Raw genomic sequence first — 17,025 nt, forward strand, 5'->3', positions numbered from 1 at the left:
CACTCATGCGGTTGCCCTGCCCTCTGAACCACCAAGTACGATAACAGGCTGATTGTGGGAATTAGCCGGTGGCTGATAATAGTGACCCACAATACCATCTTGTTCCACGCTAAGGGCTTGCGGGGCAGCAATTGAAGCAAGTGCTGGCAAGAGTGAGGTTAAAAATAGTAAAAAGTGGCTCTTTTTAAATTTCATATTTTGTTTTTCCTTTAAGCGCTCAAATGCTAAAAAATGTTTAGTTTTTGATGCCTTTATTCTGAGCCAAATATCAGGGCAACCGCATGAGTGCTCACTAATTAATCATGCCACTAAAACCCGCAGTTAGCACAGCTTCCAGATAGCTGGCTTTCATCCAAGCCCGTTTTTGCTTGGCGGGTATGCTGCCTTTTTGATGACTCTGCCCGCAACATGTTTAGCGCTAAATGGCGTAGCATCGACCAGTTTTCGGCACCGTGATTCTGGTGTATCTGGCAGTCGTCTTCACCCATGCTGACATCCAGTACCCAATGCAAGCTGTTCTCTACAGCCCAGTGAGAACGTACTGCTTCGGCTAGTTGCTTCTCACTTAATGGTGCGGAGCTGATATGGTAGCGATATGTCAGTTCAGGTGCTTTGCCTTGTTGTTGGCGGAAGCTCATGCTCATGCCAAGCGTCTTTAACTCAGGCCATTGCGGGAACGCTTTGCTCACGTCATCAGCACTTAACACATGGTATGTCCGGGCTTCTATGCGACCCCGCTTTTGCTCGAAGGTTAAGCCACCAAGTGGTGCTTCCCGTGTCTCAGTAAACGCATCCTCGACTGCTTTACAGAGCTTGCCCTGATTGCTTTTGAGTGTGAACAGGTAATCACCACCTTGCTCGACTATTTGCTCTGCGATGCTGGTCTGGCAGCCCATAGCATCAATTGATACCAAGGTGTCCTGAACATCAAGTAACTGAATAAGCTCAGGGATCGCTGTAATTTCGTTCGACTTCTCTGAGGTTTTAACCTGACCTAAAACGACTTTATTGGTGCAGGCAAACGCGTTGACCATGTGTATCGTTGATTGGCGGTCACCGCGCTGGTAGGAGCTTCGCAGCGTTTTACCGTCAATCGCAATCAATTGTCCTTCGGTGCTTTCATGTACAGCCTGCATCCAGTTGATAAAGCAAACTCTAAACTGCTCTGGGTCGATACGCGAAATGGTACGGGCAATAGTGTCATCAACGGGGACGCCATCGCGCAAGTAACCATGTTGTTGGAACCAGCCAATATGACCGTCGGCATAGTCCCGGATATCGCTCCACCCTTCGGCTCCAGCGACGACACCACACAAGGTGATAAACAAAATATCCTCAAGTGGATAGGTCACTTTTGCTGATTGACGCGTGTCAGATAATTCCCCAAAGTGGGTGGTGAAGGCTTCGATATACATGGTTTTACTCCCCAAAAAGAGAGTATAAGATCACGACTAAACCGGATCGTCAAACTGATCGTTTAGTTTCCGCCAACTGGTCAATAAATATTCACGATCTCACCCTGAGCCAAATATGCCACGAAAAAGGGCGGTAAATACACCTTACATAGTGTCTTCTATAGCATCGGTTTCGGGTGAATTCTTTTTAGCGTGCATTGCTTTCGATTCTTCTTGTTCCCTTTTTTCTGCACTAGAAGATGCACCGTCAAGAAAATCACCCACCGTTTTGTTAGAGGTGGATGCGCATCCTGATGAAATAGCTGACGCTATCAAAATGGCTGTTAATTTGGTTTTCATTTAATTTCCATATTTTATAAGTGCATAACGCGGCAAATAAGGGGGGCGCCTATAGTAAGAAGTGGTACCTGTGTTTGCGTCCAAGCCGAGATAGCGAGATATTTTGACTGTTAGTTTAGCAGCGTGAATGAACAAATCGAAGCACCTGTTCGTTTTTACCCTGAGTTTCAACTATAGAATCTAATTTAGCACCCGATGACGCTATAAGCGATGATGAAACTTTATTACTCTTGTAGCAATGAATATGTACCTCATCGACGCCAATTTCAAAGGCTTTTTCTAGCGTTAGATTAAGGAGTTTCATACCATAGCCTTGCCCACGCTTAGAAGGCCTTATTCCCAACCCTATATGACCTCCTGCAAACCGTAATGCATCATTCAAACAATGCCTTAGATGGGAACAACCGACAATTTCACTGTTTTCAATAAGCCAAAATGTCGTATTGGGAACTAAGTTTTCTGGCAAGTTTACGCCCTTGGAATAGCCATTCAATAGGTTAACAAAAGATGCAAAATTTGAATGGTCTAAGTCAAGCGGGTAAGGGTACCGTTCTTCGTTTCCCAGCTCTTTGATGTATTCTTTGTAACTGGCTTCGTAGAGCACTGTGGGCGTAATTAGCATAAATTTCCTTCTAAGCAGCTAACTTCATTTTGGGGTAATAATACGTGGGATAAGCTTGGCGCCAAGAAACACATGTCTGCTGGTTGCTGTGCGATGAACCGAGGTAAGAGGTGCATTCTCGTAGTTTTTCGCGCACAAGCTAAGCGCATACTCCACAGCATATTTATCTACACTTGGCAAACCAGTAAACGCTACATCACAGCCTAAATTGCGCTTGCCACTGTTGTCTGTGTAGTAAAGCTTACCTGTGGTACAGCCACCCATAAATATGAAAATGAGAACGATAAAAATAAACTTCAATTGTTCCACTAGCCTTGTTTACCTGCTAACTAGCCAAGAATGCTAACGTGCAATGCACTCGCTTTCTTTCAGCGCGATTATTTGTCTAAGGTACTCTGTTCTTTTCATTGCAGCATTTCCCGTTACAAAGATATTGGAGGCCAATAAAATGGCTAAATAACCATTATCAATAGGGGAGATAAATACGTTGTTGATGAAGATAAAAATGACAACGAATAGAAACGCAAAACCAGGAACGTAGTAGACACGAGAAAATTTTTTCTCTAAGTTCTGAATTTTAGTTATCTTCTGTAAAGCTAATTCAGCATCAATATTGTCCATCTATTAATATAACCTCCCTGATCAAATTAACTAGAAATATAACACCCAAGGCGTGTTTAGCGGGTACAGCAGATTGTTACAAGACATTTCTCACACTGTTCCCAGTTCTATTTTCCCCACCCCTGAAACGTATTCTTGCGCTTGACTCATACTTTCAATTCACTCCAATTCCTACATGAAAGCTTAACTTGTAAAGAGGCTGCTATTGTAAATAAACCCATTGTCATGCAACCACTCCAAAGATGCGACCTACAACTGCTGTCAATACCATTGCAAGCGCACCCCAGAAAGTCACTCTGGTTGCACCCACGGAAATAGATGCACCGCCAACACGCGCTGCGATCGCACCTAGAGCGGCGAGGAACATTAAAGATAAAGCTGCGACGATAGGTATAAGTAGCTCTTGTGGCACTAACCAGGCAACCGCTAAAGGAAGTGCAGCGCCTACTGTGAAAGCACCCGCCGACGAGAAAGCCGCTTGAATGGGCTGCGCATTAGCGCTTTGTGAAATTCCGATATCATCTTTGGCATGAGCGCCAAGAGCATCGTGAGCCATCAGCTGCTCAGCAACTTGTTTAGCCAGAGTTGGTTCAAGGCCTCTACCTTCGTATATTGTTGCTAGCTCTTCTTTTTCAGATTCAAAATTTTGATCCAGTGATTTTTGCTCTATGGCGAGATCGGCATTTTCTGTATCTGATTGAGAACTAACTGAAACGTATTCACCAGCAGCCATAGACATAGCCCCAGCAACTAAACCTGCAGCACCAGCGAGAAGAATGTCTTCATGGGCAGTACTCGCAGCGGCAACACCGATGATAAGGCTTGCAGTAGATACAATTCCGTCATTTGCACCAAGTACTGCTGCGCGCAACCAACCTACGCGTTGTGAACGATGTATTTCAGTATGAGTCATAAGGTTGCTCGGTAATTTCTTTTACAGTTAACTTATATTTAGTTCAGGTGTTTACGTTATAGGGGGGAACTCTCGACCCGCCCCGCGGATTGCGACTTAGGCGTTTGCTAGTTGCTTTAACTCAATGCCTGAGCTAACAGTTGTGTGCACACGAATAGAGAGTTCACCATGGATACTCGCATACAATTTAGTGCTGATGAAGAAACTAAACACTTGGGCCAGATATAGACGTTCTAGCGAACGAAGTGAGTTTATTGAGTTGTTATATCGCTACTCCCCACAACAAAAACCTGACCCATAATGGCTCTTTGTTCCATTCTTTTGATGTTTTGTCTATCACGATAATTTCCTCTTGAAGTTGAGAAATGTCAATTTTAGACACAGAGGTAAAGGCTTTAAGAGATTCTATACTGGTTTTATTATGGTTACGTTGTCTTGTACACGTACCAATTTCCTGTGACATGCTCAATATAGATATAATCCTCATCTGACATTTGGGGCACTTCAGTGCCAGGTGGTACAAACAGGTAGCCAACCGAGTTATCTAAAATACCACCTACGTTGACGTCAACTATGCCACTACTTGAGTCGTAACCTACTAGATTTAGATTTAAATGTTTAGCAGATTCAGTAGCCTTTTTCTGACTTGTTTTAGCCTCAAAGGCTATCGCATTTAAGCTACCAATATTTTTATGCAAGTATTCTTTAAGCTCCGAATCCAACTGCAAAGTAAGAAGCATGTTCTGATAGTGATTCTCTTCTTCTTTTGTTCTATTGGGTTTGCTTTGTATCGCCTGCAGGGACATAAAGAACATACTTGGTAATGCTAGATTTCTAACGGCTGAAATTTTCCATTTGTTTTGGTCGTTTACCAAATAGATATACCAATCTTGAGATATTCCTTCTTTCGTTAGTAATACAGCGTAAATTTCTCTTCGCGGGCTTTGTTCAAGTGCTCGAAGGCTAACATTGATGCCTTTTGGTAAGTCCTCGCCTAAAGTGGGCTTATCCAGATAATGCTCCAACATCTCTCCGGTATACACTTCTCTTTTATTATCTAGTCCATCTTGGCCAAAAAACTGCTCTACAAGCCTCGACTCATCTGCGAAAGCAGCCAAAGGAAATAATAAAAAAACAATTAAAATTCGCACGAAATTTCCTTAGTGACCATACTTTTAAATAGCGGGCGAAGCCACCTTGCGTGAACGAAGTGAGTGTGTTGATTGGGTTGTTATACTATGCGTTGCGCTCACTCATACCTCTGACAGCAAAGAAGTAATAAACTAAAAAGCCTAACCATGAAAAGAATAATGAAACGAGGCACCAAACTAGTTTGTGTACCCCCTTAGCTTTCTTAGATGTTAAGGCAACTAATACTGGTAAAAGCGTTAGACTGAAAAGCACAATAAAAATGATAATTTGCCAAATACTCATATTAAAAATGACTCCTTGTTTTTTGGCCGTAATGATGCTTGATAAATTTGTTATGTGTACATTACTTGATGCTAGTCTTTTTATCTCTAGCAACTCTGACTTTCAAGCTATGAAATAGAGATGCAAAAACAAAAGTTGTAATTAATAAAACTGAACAAAGTAGTTTTACCCCGATACTTTCACTTCCTAAGAATTCATTTAAAATTGCAGAAAAGAGTATGAACCCAATTAGATAATAACTATGTATTTTATTCACAAAAATTCCCTGTAAATATAGCGTCCCAGCGAGTGAAGGGAGTGGCTTAAGCGTTTGTTAGATCCCGTTCTATGGAATTCCTATTTCCCATAATTGTTCCTGACTCAACAGTAGAGGTTCTTTATAAGCGGAAAACCTAATACCAATACAATAGCTGTTTGTTACCAGGATGCCTTTCTTTTTTAACTCAAAAACTGTAATTGCATCTTTGTCATGAAAGTCTTTCCAAGAGTTTAATCGATAAACAGTCCCATCAATAGTGCACTCTTTATCGTTAAATAATAACTCATCACTTTCAGTGTCTACGTACGTTGAACGAAGTGAGTGAGTTTATTGAGTTGTTAGGCCGTGCTGATAAGTTAGTCATGGCTATTAATAAAACTTTGTAATTCATCTGAGAAGCCATTGATTTGCTTAGCCTCTAGAAGGCCATCTGATTTCATTAATGCAAGTTGCAGCATAGCTTTGGACCTTGCATTGTAATCGAATATGTTGGCGATACGTTTGTCGCTGTTTTCCATCAATTTATACAAATAAAGATATTTTGCATGATCTGAAAGTTCGGGATTATCGATTCCTTTACGCACATCGTCCAAAACTTGCTGGCAGCATTTATCTAATGCATCTGCCTTAACTCGTTTGAAGTGTTTCCAATCTGCCTCTGAAATCATGTTTTACCTCTATAGGCCTAACGCTAAGCTAACGAGCAGTGACGTAGCGGATAATAGCGAAGCGCCGCTGCGTTACTGTCCCAGTGACCGAAGGGAACGTGTTAAGCGTTTGTTAGGCGCGTTCGTGCCAATACCCTGGTTTTCGGTGGTTGTGCATAATAGCTACCACACTAATTTCCCTGTTTTCGATAATTTTATAAATAATAGAGTATGGGAACCTGCTTAAGACAAAGCGTCGATGAGTTTGCCCCATTTTTGTCCATGCCGATGGCAAAGAGCTAACTGAATCGATGGCTTCCTTGAGTTCTTGGGTAAATTCGTGACCCAACCCCAGTGACTGCTTTTGATACCAATCAAACGACTCTTTTATTTCCCTTTTAACCTCTGGGTGAAAGGAAACAGGCAGCATCTTTTAATTTAGATCCTTTTCTATCTCTTCCCAACTAATGCTTTTTACCGCACCAGACTCTAGCTCTGCGCTGCGAGCTTCTGCAAGTTTTACCCACTCAGATTCCACATCGCTATCAATCTTAGTATCCATAGCCGTTAAAAGACAGTGGGCAGCAAGAGCTTTCTCTTTAGTACTGAGTTGCTCGATATTTTCAAGCATCACTTTTAATGCATCAGACATAAAATAACTCCCATTGAGTATGATTTGATATTACCACTAAAAAAGAGAAGTGAAAGGCTGGATTTACAAGTAGCGGCTAGCGTCCCAACGAGCAAAGCGAGAACCTTAAGTGGTTTGTTATATTGCTTCGCTTAAACGTCCTCAATCCAAATAGTGCCGAATTTTTCAGTAAGCTGCTCAATTAAAAAACCTAAAAATTCAAAGTAATCTCCTGAACGATGAGTATAAAAGCCGCAATCTGTAACTACTATCTCAAAGATCATTCTTTTTCCTTGCATTGAACGGACAATCCATTTTTCTGTGCGTTTTTCAAATTGTAGTTCTGAGCAAAGATCATCTAGGAATAGCGATGCTTGCTCTTTAGTCACTTTATCCTGAAGTTTAATATGTTGAGTTAAACCCAAATTTGCCTCCTTGCAATATAACTTCCCACTAAGGGGCGATAACACATGGACTAAAATCCGAGCGAAGCGAGCCAGCCCACGAGTTAGCGTCCCAGCGATCGAAGGGAGTGCCAACAGCGTTTTGTTATACACACATTAACCGTGATGCCTGCGAATATACGTAATCAACTTATCATCATTGAATTCTAAGGTTACTATATTTACTGAGCTGTAGGTTATATCTTTGTCTAAATGATTTGGTCTGACTTTTCCTGACTCAGTCATTTTAATAATGGCAACATTTCCCCCAGTCATTATTTCGTTTATAACTATTGAACTGTAGTAAATCTTGTCACTCATTTTGGCAATCATACCTTCACGTAAAGCGGACTTTTCCGTAATCGTTACTTTAAACTTCACATGTTCATCGACGAATTCGTCTGCAATTAAATTAATAAAGGCATCAATATCCTGAGTTGTAGTTTCAGGTTGCTGTCGAGCATTTTTGGCTTCCACAAACTTTGTCGCTAGTTGCTCCAGTTCTCCCTCTGAGAGAGCAGCATTGGCAGTAAACGATAGAGGTAAAAAGACAAATAAAAGTAAGAGCTTATACATAATCTTCCTTGTGTGTATAGACACAATGACTCCCTGTAAAAGTGCTAGCCCCCGCATTTTCGTGGGTTAACTTTTCAGCCAGAGCCATAATTAGTTTGTTCAATACTAAATCAATTTGGAGGCTAGCATGAACAAACATAGCATGATTTTTATCGGGTTGGATACGCATAAAGAGTTCCATGAAGTAGCTTATTGTGAGGAGCAACGTGGTGCCAGCCCTGTTCACTACGGACGGATACCTTCATCAAAAGCTAGTGTAAAAAAGCTGCTCCGGCAGTTTGAATCTAAATATCCTGGTGCAACACTTCACGTCGTATATGAAGCTGGGCCTTGTGGCTACTGGATTTATCGGCTGATAACAAGTTTAGGGCATTGTTGCTATGTCGTGGCTCCGTCTCTTATTCCCAAAAAGCCTGGAGAACGAATTAAGACTGACCGCCGAGATGCGCTTAAACTCGTTAGGTCACTAAAGTCTGAAGATCTCACGCCCATATATGTGCCCGAGCCTGAGGACGAAGCCGTTCGGGATTTATCCCGTGCTCGTGAAGCGGCAATGAAAGATTTAAAAGAAGCCAAGTACCAGCTTAAAGCGTTACTGCTTCGCAACAACATACGCTATGAAGGCACTGCTAACTGGTCGAAGAAGCACCTTCGCTGGCTTACAGAATTGATATTGCCTCATCCGGCGCAGCAAATAGTTTTGCAGGAACAATTGCAAACCATAGAAGAGCGTATCCGTCGACTGGAAAGGCTAGATAATGAATTAACTCACCACGTTCACCAATGGCGTTATTATCCAGTAGTGAAAGCCATTCAAGCGATGCGCGGTGTTCGATTATTAGTCGCCGTTGGTGTTGTGGCGGAACTCGGTGATCTACATCGCTTCGACCACCCAAGAAAGCTCATGGCTTATCTGGGCTTAGTTCCCAGTGAACAATCATCAGGTGGAAAGCGACACTTAGGAGCCATTACCAAAGCCGGCAACGGCAGAGCAAGGCGTTTACTGATTGAAGGTGCGCATAGCTATCGGTATCCAGCAAATGTCTCTACCGAATTACAGTTAAGGCAAGAAGGCTTACCCAAAGACATTGTTGATATCGCCTGGAAAGCCCAGCTGCGTCTGTGCAAACGCTATCAGCGCATGAGTAAAAAAGGTAAGCACTACAACTTGATCATTACCGCGATAGCCAGGGAAATGGCGGCATACATCTGGGCTATTGCAAAGGAAGTGGTACTCACACCGGTTAATCCAAAATTACGGTTAAGTAGAGTACCTGCATGACAAACGAGTTTGAGCTAACGCATTCGGATCAGGCCGCGGGATGTGGCACAACCTACGAAAAAGTTATGATGGCAATCACTTAACCGTGATTGACCCACGAGCATAGACTGATGAGAAGGTGCTACGGCGGAACATGTAAGGTCAGCTCTGCTCATTCAACGAATGAGTAACCTACGAATACCAGCATACTAACCGACGACATTACTGCCTCATCCGGTGCGTTAGTTCATTTATTATGAGCGAAAAATAAAGCTAATTATGGACTGAAAGAATGTCAGGGAAGCACTCGTTCAGGGTTGACAAAGGGAGTCATACCAACTTTTCAATAACGGGCGCAGACATGTGGGGCATAATGGCGAAGCCGCCCCGCGTGTATGCGTCCCAGCGAACGCAGTGAGTGTGTTGATTGAGTTGTTATATGCGTACAATTTAAAACCTTTTACACATCCACTCTAATAAAAACAAACCTTAGCTACATAGAGGATGATATTTGTTTTAGGTAATTATTTATTTGCCCATCGGTAACAATAGAACCACCCAACAGGCGGAATCAAGAAGTTGAGCAAGACAGCGTAAATGGCAACCAACCCGATATTGTCAGCTTTTCCTTTAGCGAATTTGATGGTAAAGAAAATTACAACTAAAGCGAGAATGAAGAGTACTTGCCCCCAAAATGTAGCGTTTAGATTCATAAAATTCATTATTGATGAGCTTCCTGAAAAGCATATAACACTAAGCTTTGTGGCGCAGGCACGGGGCTATAATCGCGAAGCGGCCCCGTGTTTGCGTCCCAACGACCGAAGGGAGTGCCAACAGCGTTTTGTTATGTTTACTTACCATGGCACCCCTTCTAATTCGGCAAATACTGCACAAAATAACAACAAAATGAAAGGCAAAGCTGATATTAACTTTAGTTTGAGCGTGTTTACATGCCAGCCAACAACCATTGCGATGCTATATGGGATAAACAGAAACAGACCATATAAAACCATGAAAGCAACAATGTACAAATTCTCATGCCGTAAGTCCGCTTCAGGGAACGCTAAATAGTTGTATATTGAGTATGTGGCAAATAAAAATAGTGGAAGAGCTAAAAGGCTTAAAACTATTAATAAAAACTTAGAGCCTTTCATAAAACATCCTTGTGAACATAACACCCAACTTAGGGGCAATAACGCCCTGTTAATGGGCAAAATATAGTTGGCTAAAATTAAGCGACGAAGGAGCAAAAGCCAACTGTATTTTGTCCTTGTTAAACAGCTTGTTATAAGTCACTTTACACTAACTAGTTCAGCGTCATCAAACCCAACTGTAACATTAGGAACATGATTCAAAATAGTTGACGAATTAGATGAAAGTAGCTCTTTTATTATACTCACTACATCGGATTGTAAACTTTCCCAGTTAATACTCTGAGAGCATGGTAAATCAATATACTTTGTAGTTGGAACGAAGTCCTCGTTACAAGCCCAATCGTCATCCTCAGGATCATATTCGTTTGAACCTACAAGGTAAGCTTGAAAGCCATTTTCAGACTGGAATAAACCGATATTTATGGCAATTACATCAGGGCGTTCTTTTATTTGCTTAATCCATGCTTCAATTTCAGATTTCACAACGATTCCTTCGTGACTTATAACTTTTAAATAAGGGGCGCAGACATGTGGGCTAAAATCCGAACGAAGTGAGCAGCCCATATGTTTGCGTCCCAGCCCGCGCAGCGGGCGAACTTAATTTTTTTGTTAGGTGCGTGCATTTTTAAACCACTACCCTAGGTGGTTTATCATGAAAGTCCAAGTATAATTTTTTGAGATTATCTGGTACGAGAGGCCAGCCACGTTCAATACCTTCTTTGGTACCTTTGCAGAATAAGTGCTCTGTATAATATACATCTATGTACTCGAATTCCGCCTTGGTTGCAGTATCTAGTTTCTCGCTCATGTACTGCAAATGTTCTAGTGCTTCTTCTAAGTCGCCTTGATTTAACAAAATAGTTGTCAAATTTGCGAACTCTTCCATTAGAAATGTAAGCGCCCAACTCTCATGTTTTTCCATAAGAGGAACGACGTCAGGAAATTTAGTGCGGATTTCTTTTAAGAATCGTCTTATTTCTGATTTAGCCATTGATTTCCCAGAAGCACCTAACTTTAAGCTAAGGGGCGCAGATACGTGGGGCATAATGGCGAAGCCGCCCCGCGTATCTGCGTCCCAGCGACCGAAGGGAGTGGCTTGAGCGTTTTGTTAGGCGTACAACTGAAAGTACGCAGCTTTGCTGCCACCACTAGCCAATTAGCCAGCTTGTTTAAATTATTGAAATAAAGATAAAACAACCCTGTGCGAAATGCCAGATGTTAACAGCATTGCTGAAAAAAGAGAGCGAATTTAAACAACTGGAAATGCAGAATGCTGGCGTTGCGGTGTTGATTAAAAGCGCGTTGCTAAAATTGTTTAAAATACTGAAAAAGCCAGCCGTAAATACAACCTAGCGAAACAGCCTTGCTGCCGTAATGTCACGTCTGAACCCACATTTTAATGCTGTAAGCAAATGACGCCTAACATTAAGCTAAGCGGCGCAGTTGCGTGGGGCATAATGGCGAAGCCGCACACGTGTTTGCGTCCCAACGAGCGGCAGCGAGTGCCATAATTTGTTTGTTATATTTCATTGGTAAAAGACTTCCTTGGTGACATCAAAGCCACAATCCTCACCGAATGTAACGACTATCAAGTGTTTTCGAACTAAGCCTGCGTCGATGTCAAACCAAGTTTTAAATTCACTTCCTTCTTCAAAACTTTCTAGGGCTGCCGCAAACGTTGGTTCGTTAAAACTGTCAGCAACTAAGTGGAAACCTTGAAACGGCTCAGAGTTAAGTGCTTTTGGGGCTGAAATCAACACTGTGTAGTTATGCCCAGATAATTTTACATCTATTGATATCTGCTCTGCGTACTTGGCGTTATACATTTCTCTCATTTCATCTGAAATACTACACCCTGCTTGGGCGCCAAATGATAGTGAAATTAGAAGTCCAAAAAAGTATTTGAGCATCAATTGCTCCTTGAAATATAACGCCCAACTTTGGGGCACAAATACATGGGCTATAATTAGGAACGAAGTGACGCAGCCCATGTGTTTGTGTCCCAGCGAACGCAGTGAGCGCCAACAGTTGTTTGTTAGGCCTTTGGCTCACCTTTTTTACCCAATGTAAGTGGATTTTTGACAAATCCAAATATTAGCAACCCTGCTAATATAATACTTTTAGCAACCTCAATACTAAAAGAAATGGGATTACTGTCGTAACTAATAGTACCCAATCGCCTTGCGTAAGTTGTACCTTCCATAAATATTTCATGGAGATCAGAGGCAGGTAAATAAAACAAAACGATGCACCAAACTCGGATTATGAAATGAATAATTTTGGAGTCTGTTTTCGTTAAAATATTGGGCACCTTTTCCACTGGTTTTTTTACTGATTTATGCACGTTTGTGGTTTGGGGATTACCTACACCTCTTTGAGCTAATTCTGATTGTATTTCAGCAAGTCTTTCAGGGAATTGGTGTTTATTAATTGACTCTCTTGCTTCATTAAGTTCGGCTACTGAGTAACTTGAATAATCTGGCTTTAAATCTGACATACTTAACTGAGGCCTAACGCTAAGCTTTGGGGCGCTAGCACGTGGGCTAAAATCCGAGCGAAGCGAGCCAGCCCACGTGTTAGCGTCCCAGCGACCGGAGGGAGTGCCAACAGCGTTTTGTTAGGCGTACAAAGGAACGTACGCAGCTTTGCTGCCACCACTAGCCAAATAGACCGCGTGTTTAAATTATTGAATTTAAGATAAAACAACCCTGTGCGAAAAGCCAGATGTTAACGGTAATGCTGGATAAAAGAGCGAGTTTAGATAACTTGTATTGTTAAATGTTGGCGTTGCGGTGTTTATGAAAAGCACGTTGCTAAAGTCGCTTAAACAGCAATATGTGCTAGCCGCAAAGACAACCTAGCGAAACAACCTTGATGCTGGAATGTCACAGTTAAACCTGCTTTTTAATGCTGTAAGTAAATGACGCCTAACTTTAAGCTAAGGGGCGCAGATACGTGGGGCATAATGGCGAAGCCGCCCCGCGTATAGGCGTCCCAGCGACCGAAGGGAGAGGCTTAAGCGTTTTGTTAGAAGCAGAGCCTGCACCTTTGGCCTTATTAAAAACTAATAAAGCCAGCATACGATTGATTATTAACACAAACAAGTAAAACGACAGCGCAACGGCGGTATTGATTTGACTGAAGTAAGCTGCCACTCGAGTTGACAAACGCAATGGCGCTTGCTGACTAAAAATAAGAACTTGGCGATAAAGCGCCTATTGCGCGACCTTTGAAGTTAATGCGGCGAAGTTAAAACAACCTGAAGCCGTAGCGATTTTTAATCAGCAGGAGAGGGCGGTTGAATTGATATTCTTAAACAGCCAAATGCAGTTTAGGCTGACGCCTTCTAACTTTTAAATAAGGGGCGCAGACGTGTGGGGCATAATGGCGAAGCCGCCCCGCATGTTTGCGTCCCAGCCCGCGCAGCGGGCGAACTTGATTTTTTTGTTATGTGTTTTCGCTTATTTCTAAAACCACAGTTAACCATAAATTACCCCAACGCTCACGTCTATCTGCCGAATTCAACAATTTAGGTGAAGTGGTTTGATATTCATTGAAAGAATGACGATTGGCAAATAGAGTAGCGGATACAGCACCTTTTTTAACTTTTTCTGCATCGTAAAAAACCGCCACGACTTGGTTGCATCTAGAACATTGAATAAAGGAGGCTTGTTCTGAACCTTGCTTTAAAAAATTGACTGAGGCACTTGAGTTAACGCTTAACTTTCCAAGCGGATCTGATATGTACGCAAGACTATGATGCTTACAAAAGTCGCAGTCACATTCTCTAGGTTGATAGCTTTCGATTGACTTAGGAAGTGATAGTTTTACGCGAACAGCTTCGCATGAGCATGAAGAGAAATAATCCATTTAACCCTCATAAATTAAACCTGCACATAACACCCGCATAACGGGCAAAAATACGTAGGCTAGAATACCAAGCGAAGCGCAGGGAGCCTACGTTTTTTTGTCCCCAGCGAGCGCAGCGAGTGTTAATGCGCTTGTTAGTTGCCGTAAATTCAACAGATGTGCTAACATTTGTGTGTACATTTCATAAGGAGTTTATCATGGATACCCGTATTCAGTTTAGAGTAGATGAAGAAACTAAACGGCTAGCTCAGATAATGGCCGAAAGCCAAGGACGCACTTTAAGTGACGCTTGTAGGGAGCTTACGGAAGAACTCGCTGAACAGCAACGAAAAATAATTACTCATGATCAGTGGCTTACTGAAGAGGTTAATGCTGCGTTCAGTAAATTAGAGAGTGGGCAAAGCAAGTTTGTCAGTCATGAAGAAGCGAACTTGGACATGGAAGCTCGAAAAATGAAAATTAGGAATAAAGCCAAAAAATGATCTTATGGGAAAAAAGTTCGTTGGACGATCGTGAGGCTATTTTCGAGTTTTTATACGAATTTAACCCATTAGCAGCAGAAAACACTGATGCAATAATTGAGAAGAAAGTTGAAAACTTGAACCAGCAACCTTTTATGGGAGTGGAGAGAGAGGGTATACCGGGAAGACTGTTAATAATTCCAGAGGTTTCAATGATCGTTTCATATTTCATAAAAGACGACATTATTCACATTCTTCGAGTTTTACACCAAAAGCAAAAATTTCCTGTAGGCAACTAACTTTAAGCTAAGCGGCGCAGTTGCGTGGGGCATAATGGCGAAGCCGCCCCGCGTAAATGCGTCCGAACGACCGAAGGGAGTGACTTGAGCGCTTTGTTAGAAGCAGAGCCTGTTCCTTTGGCCTAGTTAAAAAACTAATAAAGTCAGCATACGATTGATTATTAACACAAACAAGTAAAACAACAGCGCAGTGATGGTATTGACTTGACTGAAGCAAGCCGCCCTATGAGTTGCCGAGTGCAATGGCGCTTGCCGGGTAAAATAAGAACTTGTTGGTAAAGCGCCTATTGCGCAACCTTTGAAGTAAGCGCGGTGACATTAAAACTACCAAAGCTTGGGCGATGTTGGAAACAACAGAATAGGGTGGTTGAACTGATATTTTTATAAAGCCAAATGTAGTTTAGGCTGACGCCTTCTAACTTTCCAATAACGGGCGCATACATGTGGGGCATAATGGCGAAGCCGCCCCGCGTGTATGCGTCCCAGCGAACGCAGTGAGTGTGTTGATTGGCTTGTTATGCCCGTATTGATGAGTCTGGATGTGCTTTAATGTAATCGTCTATTAACGCCATGATATTGTCCTCGTATTTATAAAATTCTTTATCCAATGCATCCAGCAATTTTTCATATGCGGTAGATTTTTCGAAGACTTTTAGTTGTTTCCATCTGGCTTCTCTATCCGCTGACGGTGTTGAGTTTGGAAACCAAGAAGTGGCTTTATTGAAAAGTTGAACAGACTTTATCGCCCCTATTTCCTCAAGTGCTTTTATAGTTTCCAGCGTGTAATCGCCTGACGAGTTCCAGAAAAACTGGTCGAAACCTCCGTTATTAATTTGTCCTTCACAAGTCTCCGCAAGGTAAATTACTTTAGAAGCATGTGAGAGTCTTTCGATGTGTAAAGTTAGTTCGTCTCCTTCGTCCCAGAGAATTTCTTGAATGCAATCCAAGACGGCATCCGTTGTATTCTTATCCTTGAAAAAATCCTTGAACTTCAAACTTCGCTCCATAGGGCATAACTTTTCAATAACGGGCGCAGACATGTGGGGCATAATGGCGAAGCCGCCCCGCGTGTATGCGTCCCAGCGAACGAAGTGAGCGAGTTTATTGAGTTGTTATAGGGAGACCTTCCCAGCCCTCTAACTTTATTTTTGTACAAGTATTAACTAGCTCTGTTGAAAGACTTTCCGCAGATTGAGTTATTTGTTGTAATTCTTCAAAAGTAATAGTTACTCCATCTTTTGTATTTGAAATAATAATCTCTTTAAAGTCACCATCAAACAAATCTAGCATTAATGGATTGTGAGCAACTATATTTCGTTTTTCTGCTAATTTCTTAGCTTTCTTCAACCCTTGAATTAAATCTGCTTTGTTCTGCTCAACAAATTCTAATGTACCTAAAAGATCAATGATTACGTCAACACGTTGTGAGAATCGCATCTTACTTATATGAGCATAAGTGGGATCTTTTAGCCAATCTATTAGGCAGTTATGAGTTGTTCTTTCAATCGAGCCAAATGCAATAAATAACCTGCCAATAAGAACAGCCCATTTGTCATTTAGATCAACAATTTTCACCAAACCTATCACTCCCTATAACTTCCCACTAAGGGGCGATAACATATGGGCTAAAATTAGGAACGAAGTGACGCAGCCCATGTGTTAGCGTCCCAGCGAGCGAAGCGAGTGCCTTGAGTGGTTTGTTATAAGCCACTGTTTAAATTAACTTAGTACTAGCCAAAGGCCAAATAACAACGCAATAAGTTTTAATGCAAGTTCTCCGACTGACAGTAGAGCAACTTTTTTTGAGGCATCTGGATTAGACCAACCACCGGCGAGATCCTCATCTAGTGTTACGAAATGGCCCAGAAAAATTAAAAATAAAATTATCAGACCTGGTACACCTGAAATTACTTGATATTGCTCTATTCCTAACAACCTTAACAAGGCAGATAGCACTAGGGAAATGAAAAGAGTAGTACCAAAAATAATCTGAAATTTTTTCATCTACAACGTGGCTTATAACTTTAAGCTAACGGGCGCAAACGTAGCGGCATAATAGCGAAGCGCCGCTGCGTTTGTG

25 protein-coding genes and 1 pseudogene are annotated in these 17,025 nt (G+C 41.9%); 3 read left to right on the top strand and 23 right to left on the bottom strand.

From position 1 onward, the window contains the following. Positions 1–3: 3 nt before the first annotated feature. The 14 genes and pseudogenes from AMBT_RS06050 to AMBT_RS06115 all read right to left on the bottom strand — a co-directional run bounded on the left by AMBT_RS06050 (position 4) and on the right by AMBT_RS06115 (position 7,900). Positions 4–195: a hypothetical protein gene (locus AMBT_RS06050; RefSeq protein ID WP_013783710.1), complete on the bottom strand. Its 192-nt coding sequence runs from the start codon at positions 193–195 to the stop codon at positions 4–6. Between the two features lie 97 nt (positions 196–292). Next, positions 293–1,415: pseudogene (locus tag AMBT_RS06055) on the bottom strand (ISAs1 family transposase). A gap of 144 nt (positions 1,416–1,559) precedes the next feature. After that, entirely contained in the window at positions 1,560–1,754 is a 195-nt protein-coding gene (locus AMBT_RS06060) for a hypothetical protein (protein ID WP_013783712.1), read from the bottom strand. Between the two features lie 115 nt (positions 1,755–1,869). Further along, entirely contained in the window at positions 1,870–2,376 is a 507-nt protein-coding gene (locus AMBT_RS06065; protein ID WP_013783713.1) for a GNAT family N-acetyltransferase, read from the bottom strand. A gap of 24 nt (positions 2,377–2,400) precedes the next feature. Continuing rightward, positions 2,401–2,685 carry a hypothetical protein gene (locus AMBT_RS06070; protein ID WP_013783714.1) on the bottom strand — a complete coding sequence of 95 codons (285 nt, stop codon included), beginning with the start codon at positions 2,683–2,685 and terminating at the stop codon, positions 2,401–2,403. Between the two features lie 33 nt (positions 2,686–2,718). Next, the gene (locus tag AMBT_RS06075) at positions 2,719–2,997 is read right to left on the bottom strand and encodes a hypothetical protein (RefSeq protein ID WP_013783715.1); all 279 of its coding nucleotides are present in this window, start codon (positions 2,995–2,997) and stop codon (positions 2,719–2,721) included. 223 nt (positions 2,998–3,220) lie between these two features. Next, on the bottom strand, positions 3,221–3,910 hold the full coding sequence (locus AMBT_RS06080; RefSeq protein WP_013783716.1) for a VIT1/CCC1 transporter family protein: 690 nt from the start codon (positions 3,908–3,910) through the stop codon (positions 3,221–3,223). A 425-nt stretch (positions 3,911–4,335) separates the two neighbouring features. Beyond that, positions 4,336–5,061, bottom strand: coding sequence for a hypothetical protein (locus AMBT_RS06085; RefSeq protein ID WP_013783718.1), 726 nt, complete (start codon positions 5,059–5,061; stop codon positions 4,336–4,338). Between the two features lie 85 nt (positions 5,062–5,146). Beyond that, positions 5,147–5,344 (bottom strand): PLDc N-terminal domain-containing protein, encoded by a 198-nt coding sequence (locus AMBT_RS23225; protein WP_013783719.1) that lies wholly within the window; start codon positions 5,342–5,344, stop codon positions 5,147–5,149. Positions 5,345–5,959: 615 nt separating this feature from the next. Further along, a complete protein-coding gene (locus AMBT_RS06095; RefSeq protein WP_013783720.1) occupies positions 5,960–6,271 on the bottom strand; it encodes a hypothetical protein in 312 nt (103 codons plus the stop codon). Between the two features lie 112 nt (positions 6,272–6,383). After that, the gene (locus AMBT_RS06100; RefSeq protein ID WP_013783721.1) at positions 6,384–6,680 is read right to left on the bottom strand and encodes a type II toxin-antitoxin system RelE/ParE family toxin; all 297 of its coding nucleotides are present in this window, start codon (positions 6,678–6,680) and stop codon (positions 6,384–6,386) included. 3 nt (positions 6,681–6,683) lie between these two features. Continuing rightward, entirely contained in the window at positions 6,684–6,902 is a 219-nt protein-coding gene (locus AMBT_RS06105) for an addiction module protein (RefSeq protein ID WP_013783722.1), read from the bottom strand. A gap of 131 nt (positions 6,903–7,033) precedes the next feature. Continuing rightward, positions 7,034–7,306 (bottom strand): hypothetical protein, encoded by a 273-nt coding sequence (locus AMBT_RS06110; protein WP_013783723.1) that lies wholly within the window; start codon positions 7,304–7,306, stop codon positions 7,034–7,036. 135 nt (positions 7,307–7,441) lie between these two features. After that, positions 7,442–7,900 carry a nuclear transport factor 2 family protein gene (locus tag AMBT_RS06115; RefSeq protein WP_013783724.1) on the bottom strand — a complete coding sequence of 153 codons (459 nt, stop codon included), beginning with the start codon at positions 7,898–7,900 and terminating at the stop codon, positions 7,442–7,444. Between the two features lie 127 nt (positions 7,901–8,027). Here AMBT_RS06115 and AMBT_RS06120 point away from each other — a divergent pair, with 127 nt between their 5' ends. Then, complete coding sequence (locus AMBT_RS06120; RefSeq protein ID WP_013783726.1) at positions 8,028–9,182, top strand: IS110 family RNA-guided transposase; 1,155 nt, start codon at positions 8,028–8,030, stop codon at positions 9,180–9,182. 833 nt (positions 9,183–10,015) lie between these two features. Here the strand turns inward: AMBT_RS06120 and AMBT_RS06130 are convergent. The 6 genes from AMBT_RS06130 to AMBT_RS21875 form a co-directional block, all read right to left on the bottom strand. Next, complete coding sequence (locus AMBT_RS06130) at positions 10,016–10,315, bottom strand: hypothetical protein (RefSeq protein ID WP_013783728.1); 300 nt, start codon at positions 10,313–10,315, stop codon at positions 10,016–10,018. 138 nt (positions 10,316–10,453) lie between these two features. After that, entirely contained in the window at positions 10,454–10,798 is a 345-nt protein-coding gene (locus tag AMBT_RS06135) for a hypothetical protein (protein WP_013783729.1), read from the bottom strand. Positions 10,799–10,940: 142 nt separating this feature from the next. Then, on the bottom strand, positions 10,941–11,306 hold the full coding sequence (locus AMBT_RS06140; protein ID WP_013783730.1) for a DUF7674 family protein: 366 nt from the start codon (positions 11,304–11,306) through the stop codon (positions 10,941–10,943). Positions 11,307–11,841: 535 nt separating this feature from the next. Further along, entirely contained in the window at positions 11,842–12,225 is a 384-nt protein-coding gene (locus tag AMBT_RS06145; protein ID WP_013783734.1) for a hypothetical protein, read from the bottom strand. A gap of 125 nt (positions 12,226–12,350) precedes the next feature. Then, positions 12,351–12,812, bottom strand: coding sequence for a hypothetical protein (locus AMBT_RS06150; protein ID WP_013783735.1), 462 nt, complete (start codon positions 12,810–12,812; stop codon positions 12,351–12,353). Positions 12,813–13,762: 950 nt separating this feature from the next. Next, entirely contained in the window at positions 13,763–14,185 is a 423-nt protein-coding gene (locus AMBT_RS21875; protein WP_013783737.1) for a hypothetical protein, read from the bottom strand. A gap of 197 nt (positions 14,186–14,382) precedes the next feature. Here AMBT_RS21875 and AMBT_RS06160 point away from each other — a divergent pair, with 197 nt between their 5' ends. Together AMBT_RS06160 and AMBT_RS06165 are read left to right on the top strand one after the other, a co-directional pair. Beyond that, entirely contained in the window at positions 14,383–14,667 is a 285-nt protein-coding gene (locus tag AMBT_RS06160; protein ID WP_013783738.1) for a type II toxin-antitoxin system TacA family antitoxin, read from the top strand. Positions 14,668–14,687: 20 nt separating this feature from the next. Then, the gene (locus tag AMBT_RS06165; RefSeq protein ID WP_232363197.1) at positions 14,688–14,945 is read left to right on the top strand and encodes a type II toxin-antitoxin system RelE/ParE family toxin; all 258 of its coding nucleotides are present in this window, start codon (positions 14,688–14,690) and stop codon (positions 14,943–14,945) included. A 515-nt stretch (positions 14,946–15,460) separates the two neighbouring features. Here AMBT_RS06165 and AMBT_RS06170 read toward each other — a convergent pair. The 3 genes from AMBT_RS06170 to AMBT_RS06180 all read right to left on the bottom strand — a co-directional run bounded on the left by AMBT_RS06170 (position 15,461) and on the right by AMBT_RS06180 (position 16,949). Continuing rightward, positions 15,461–15,940 (bottom strand): DMP19 family protein, encoded by a 480-nt coding sequence (locus tag AMBT_RS06170; RefSeq protein ID WP_041452807.1) that lies wholly within the window; start codon positions 15,938–15,940, stop codon positions 15,461–15,463. 106 nt (positions 15,941–16,046) lie between these two features. Next, entirely contained in the window at positions 16,047–16,520 is a 474-nt protein-coding gene (locus AMBT_RS06175; RefSeq protein ID WP_148259081.1) for a hypothetical protein, read from the bottom strand. Positions 16,521–16,664: 144 nt separating this feature from the next. Beyond that, on the bottom strand, positions 16,665–16,949 hold the full coding sequence (locus AMBT_RS06180; protein WP_013783742.1) for a hypothetical protein: 285 nt from the start codon (positions 16,947–16,949) through the stop codon (positions 16,665–16,667). Positions 16,950–17,025 lie beyond the last annotated feature (76 nt).

Origin of the sequence: Alteromonas naphthalenivorans (assembly GCF_000213655.1) — a bacterium.
In the GTDB taxonomy this organism is placed as follows: domain Bacteria; phylum Pseudomonadota; class Gammaproteobacteria; order Enterobacterales; family Alteromonadaceae; genus Alteromonas; species Alteromonas naphthalenivorans.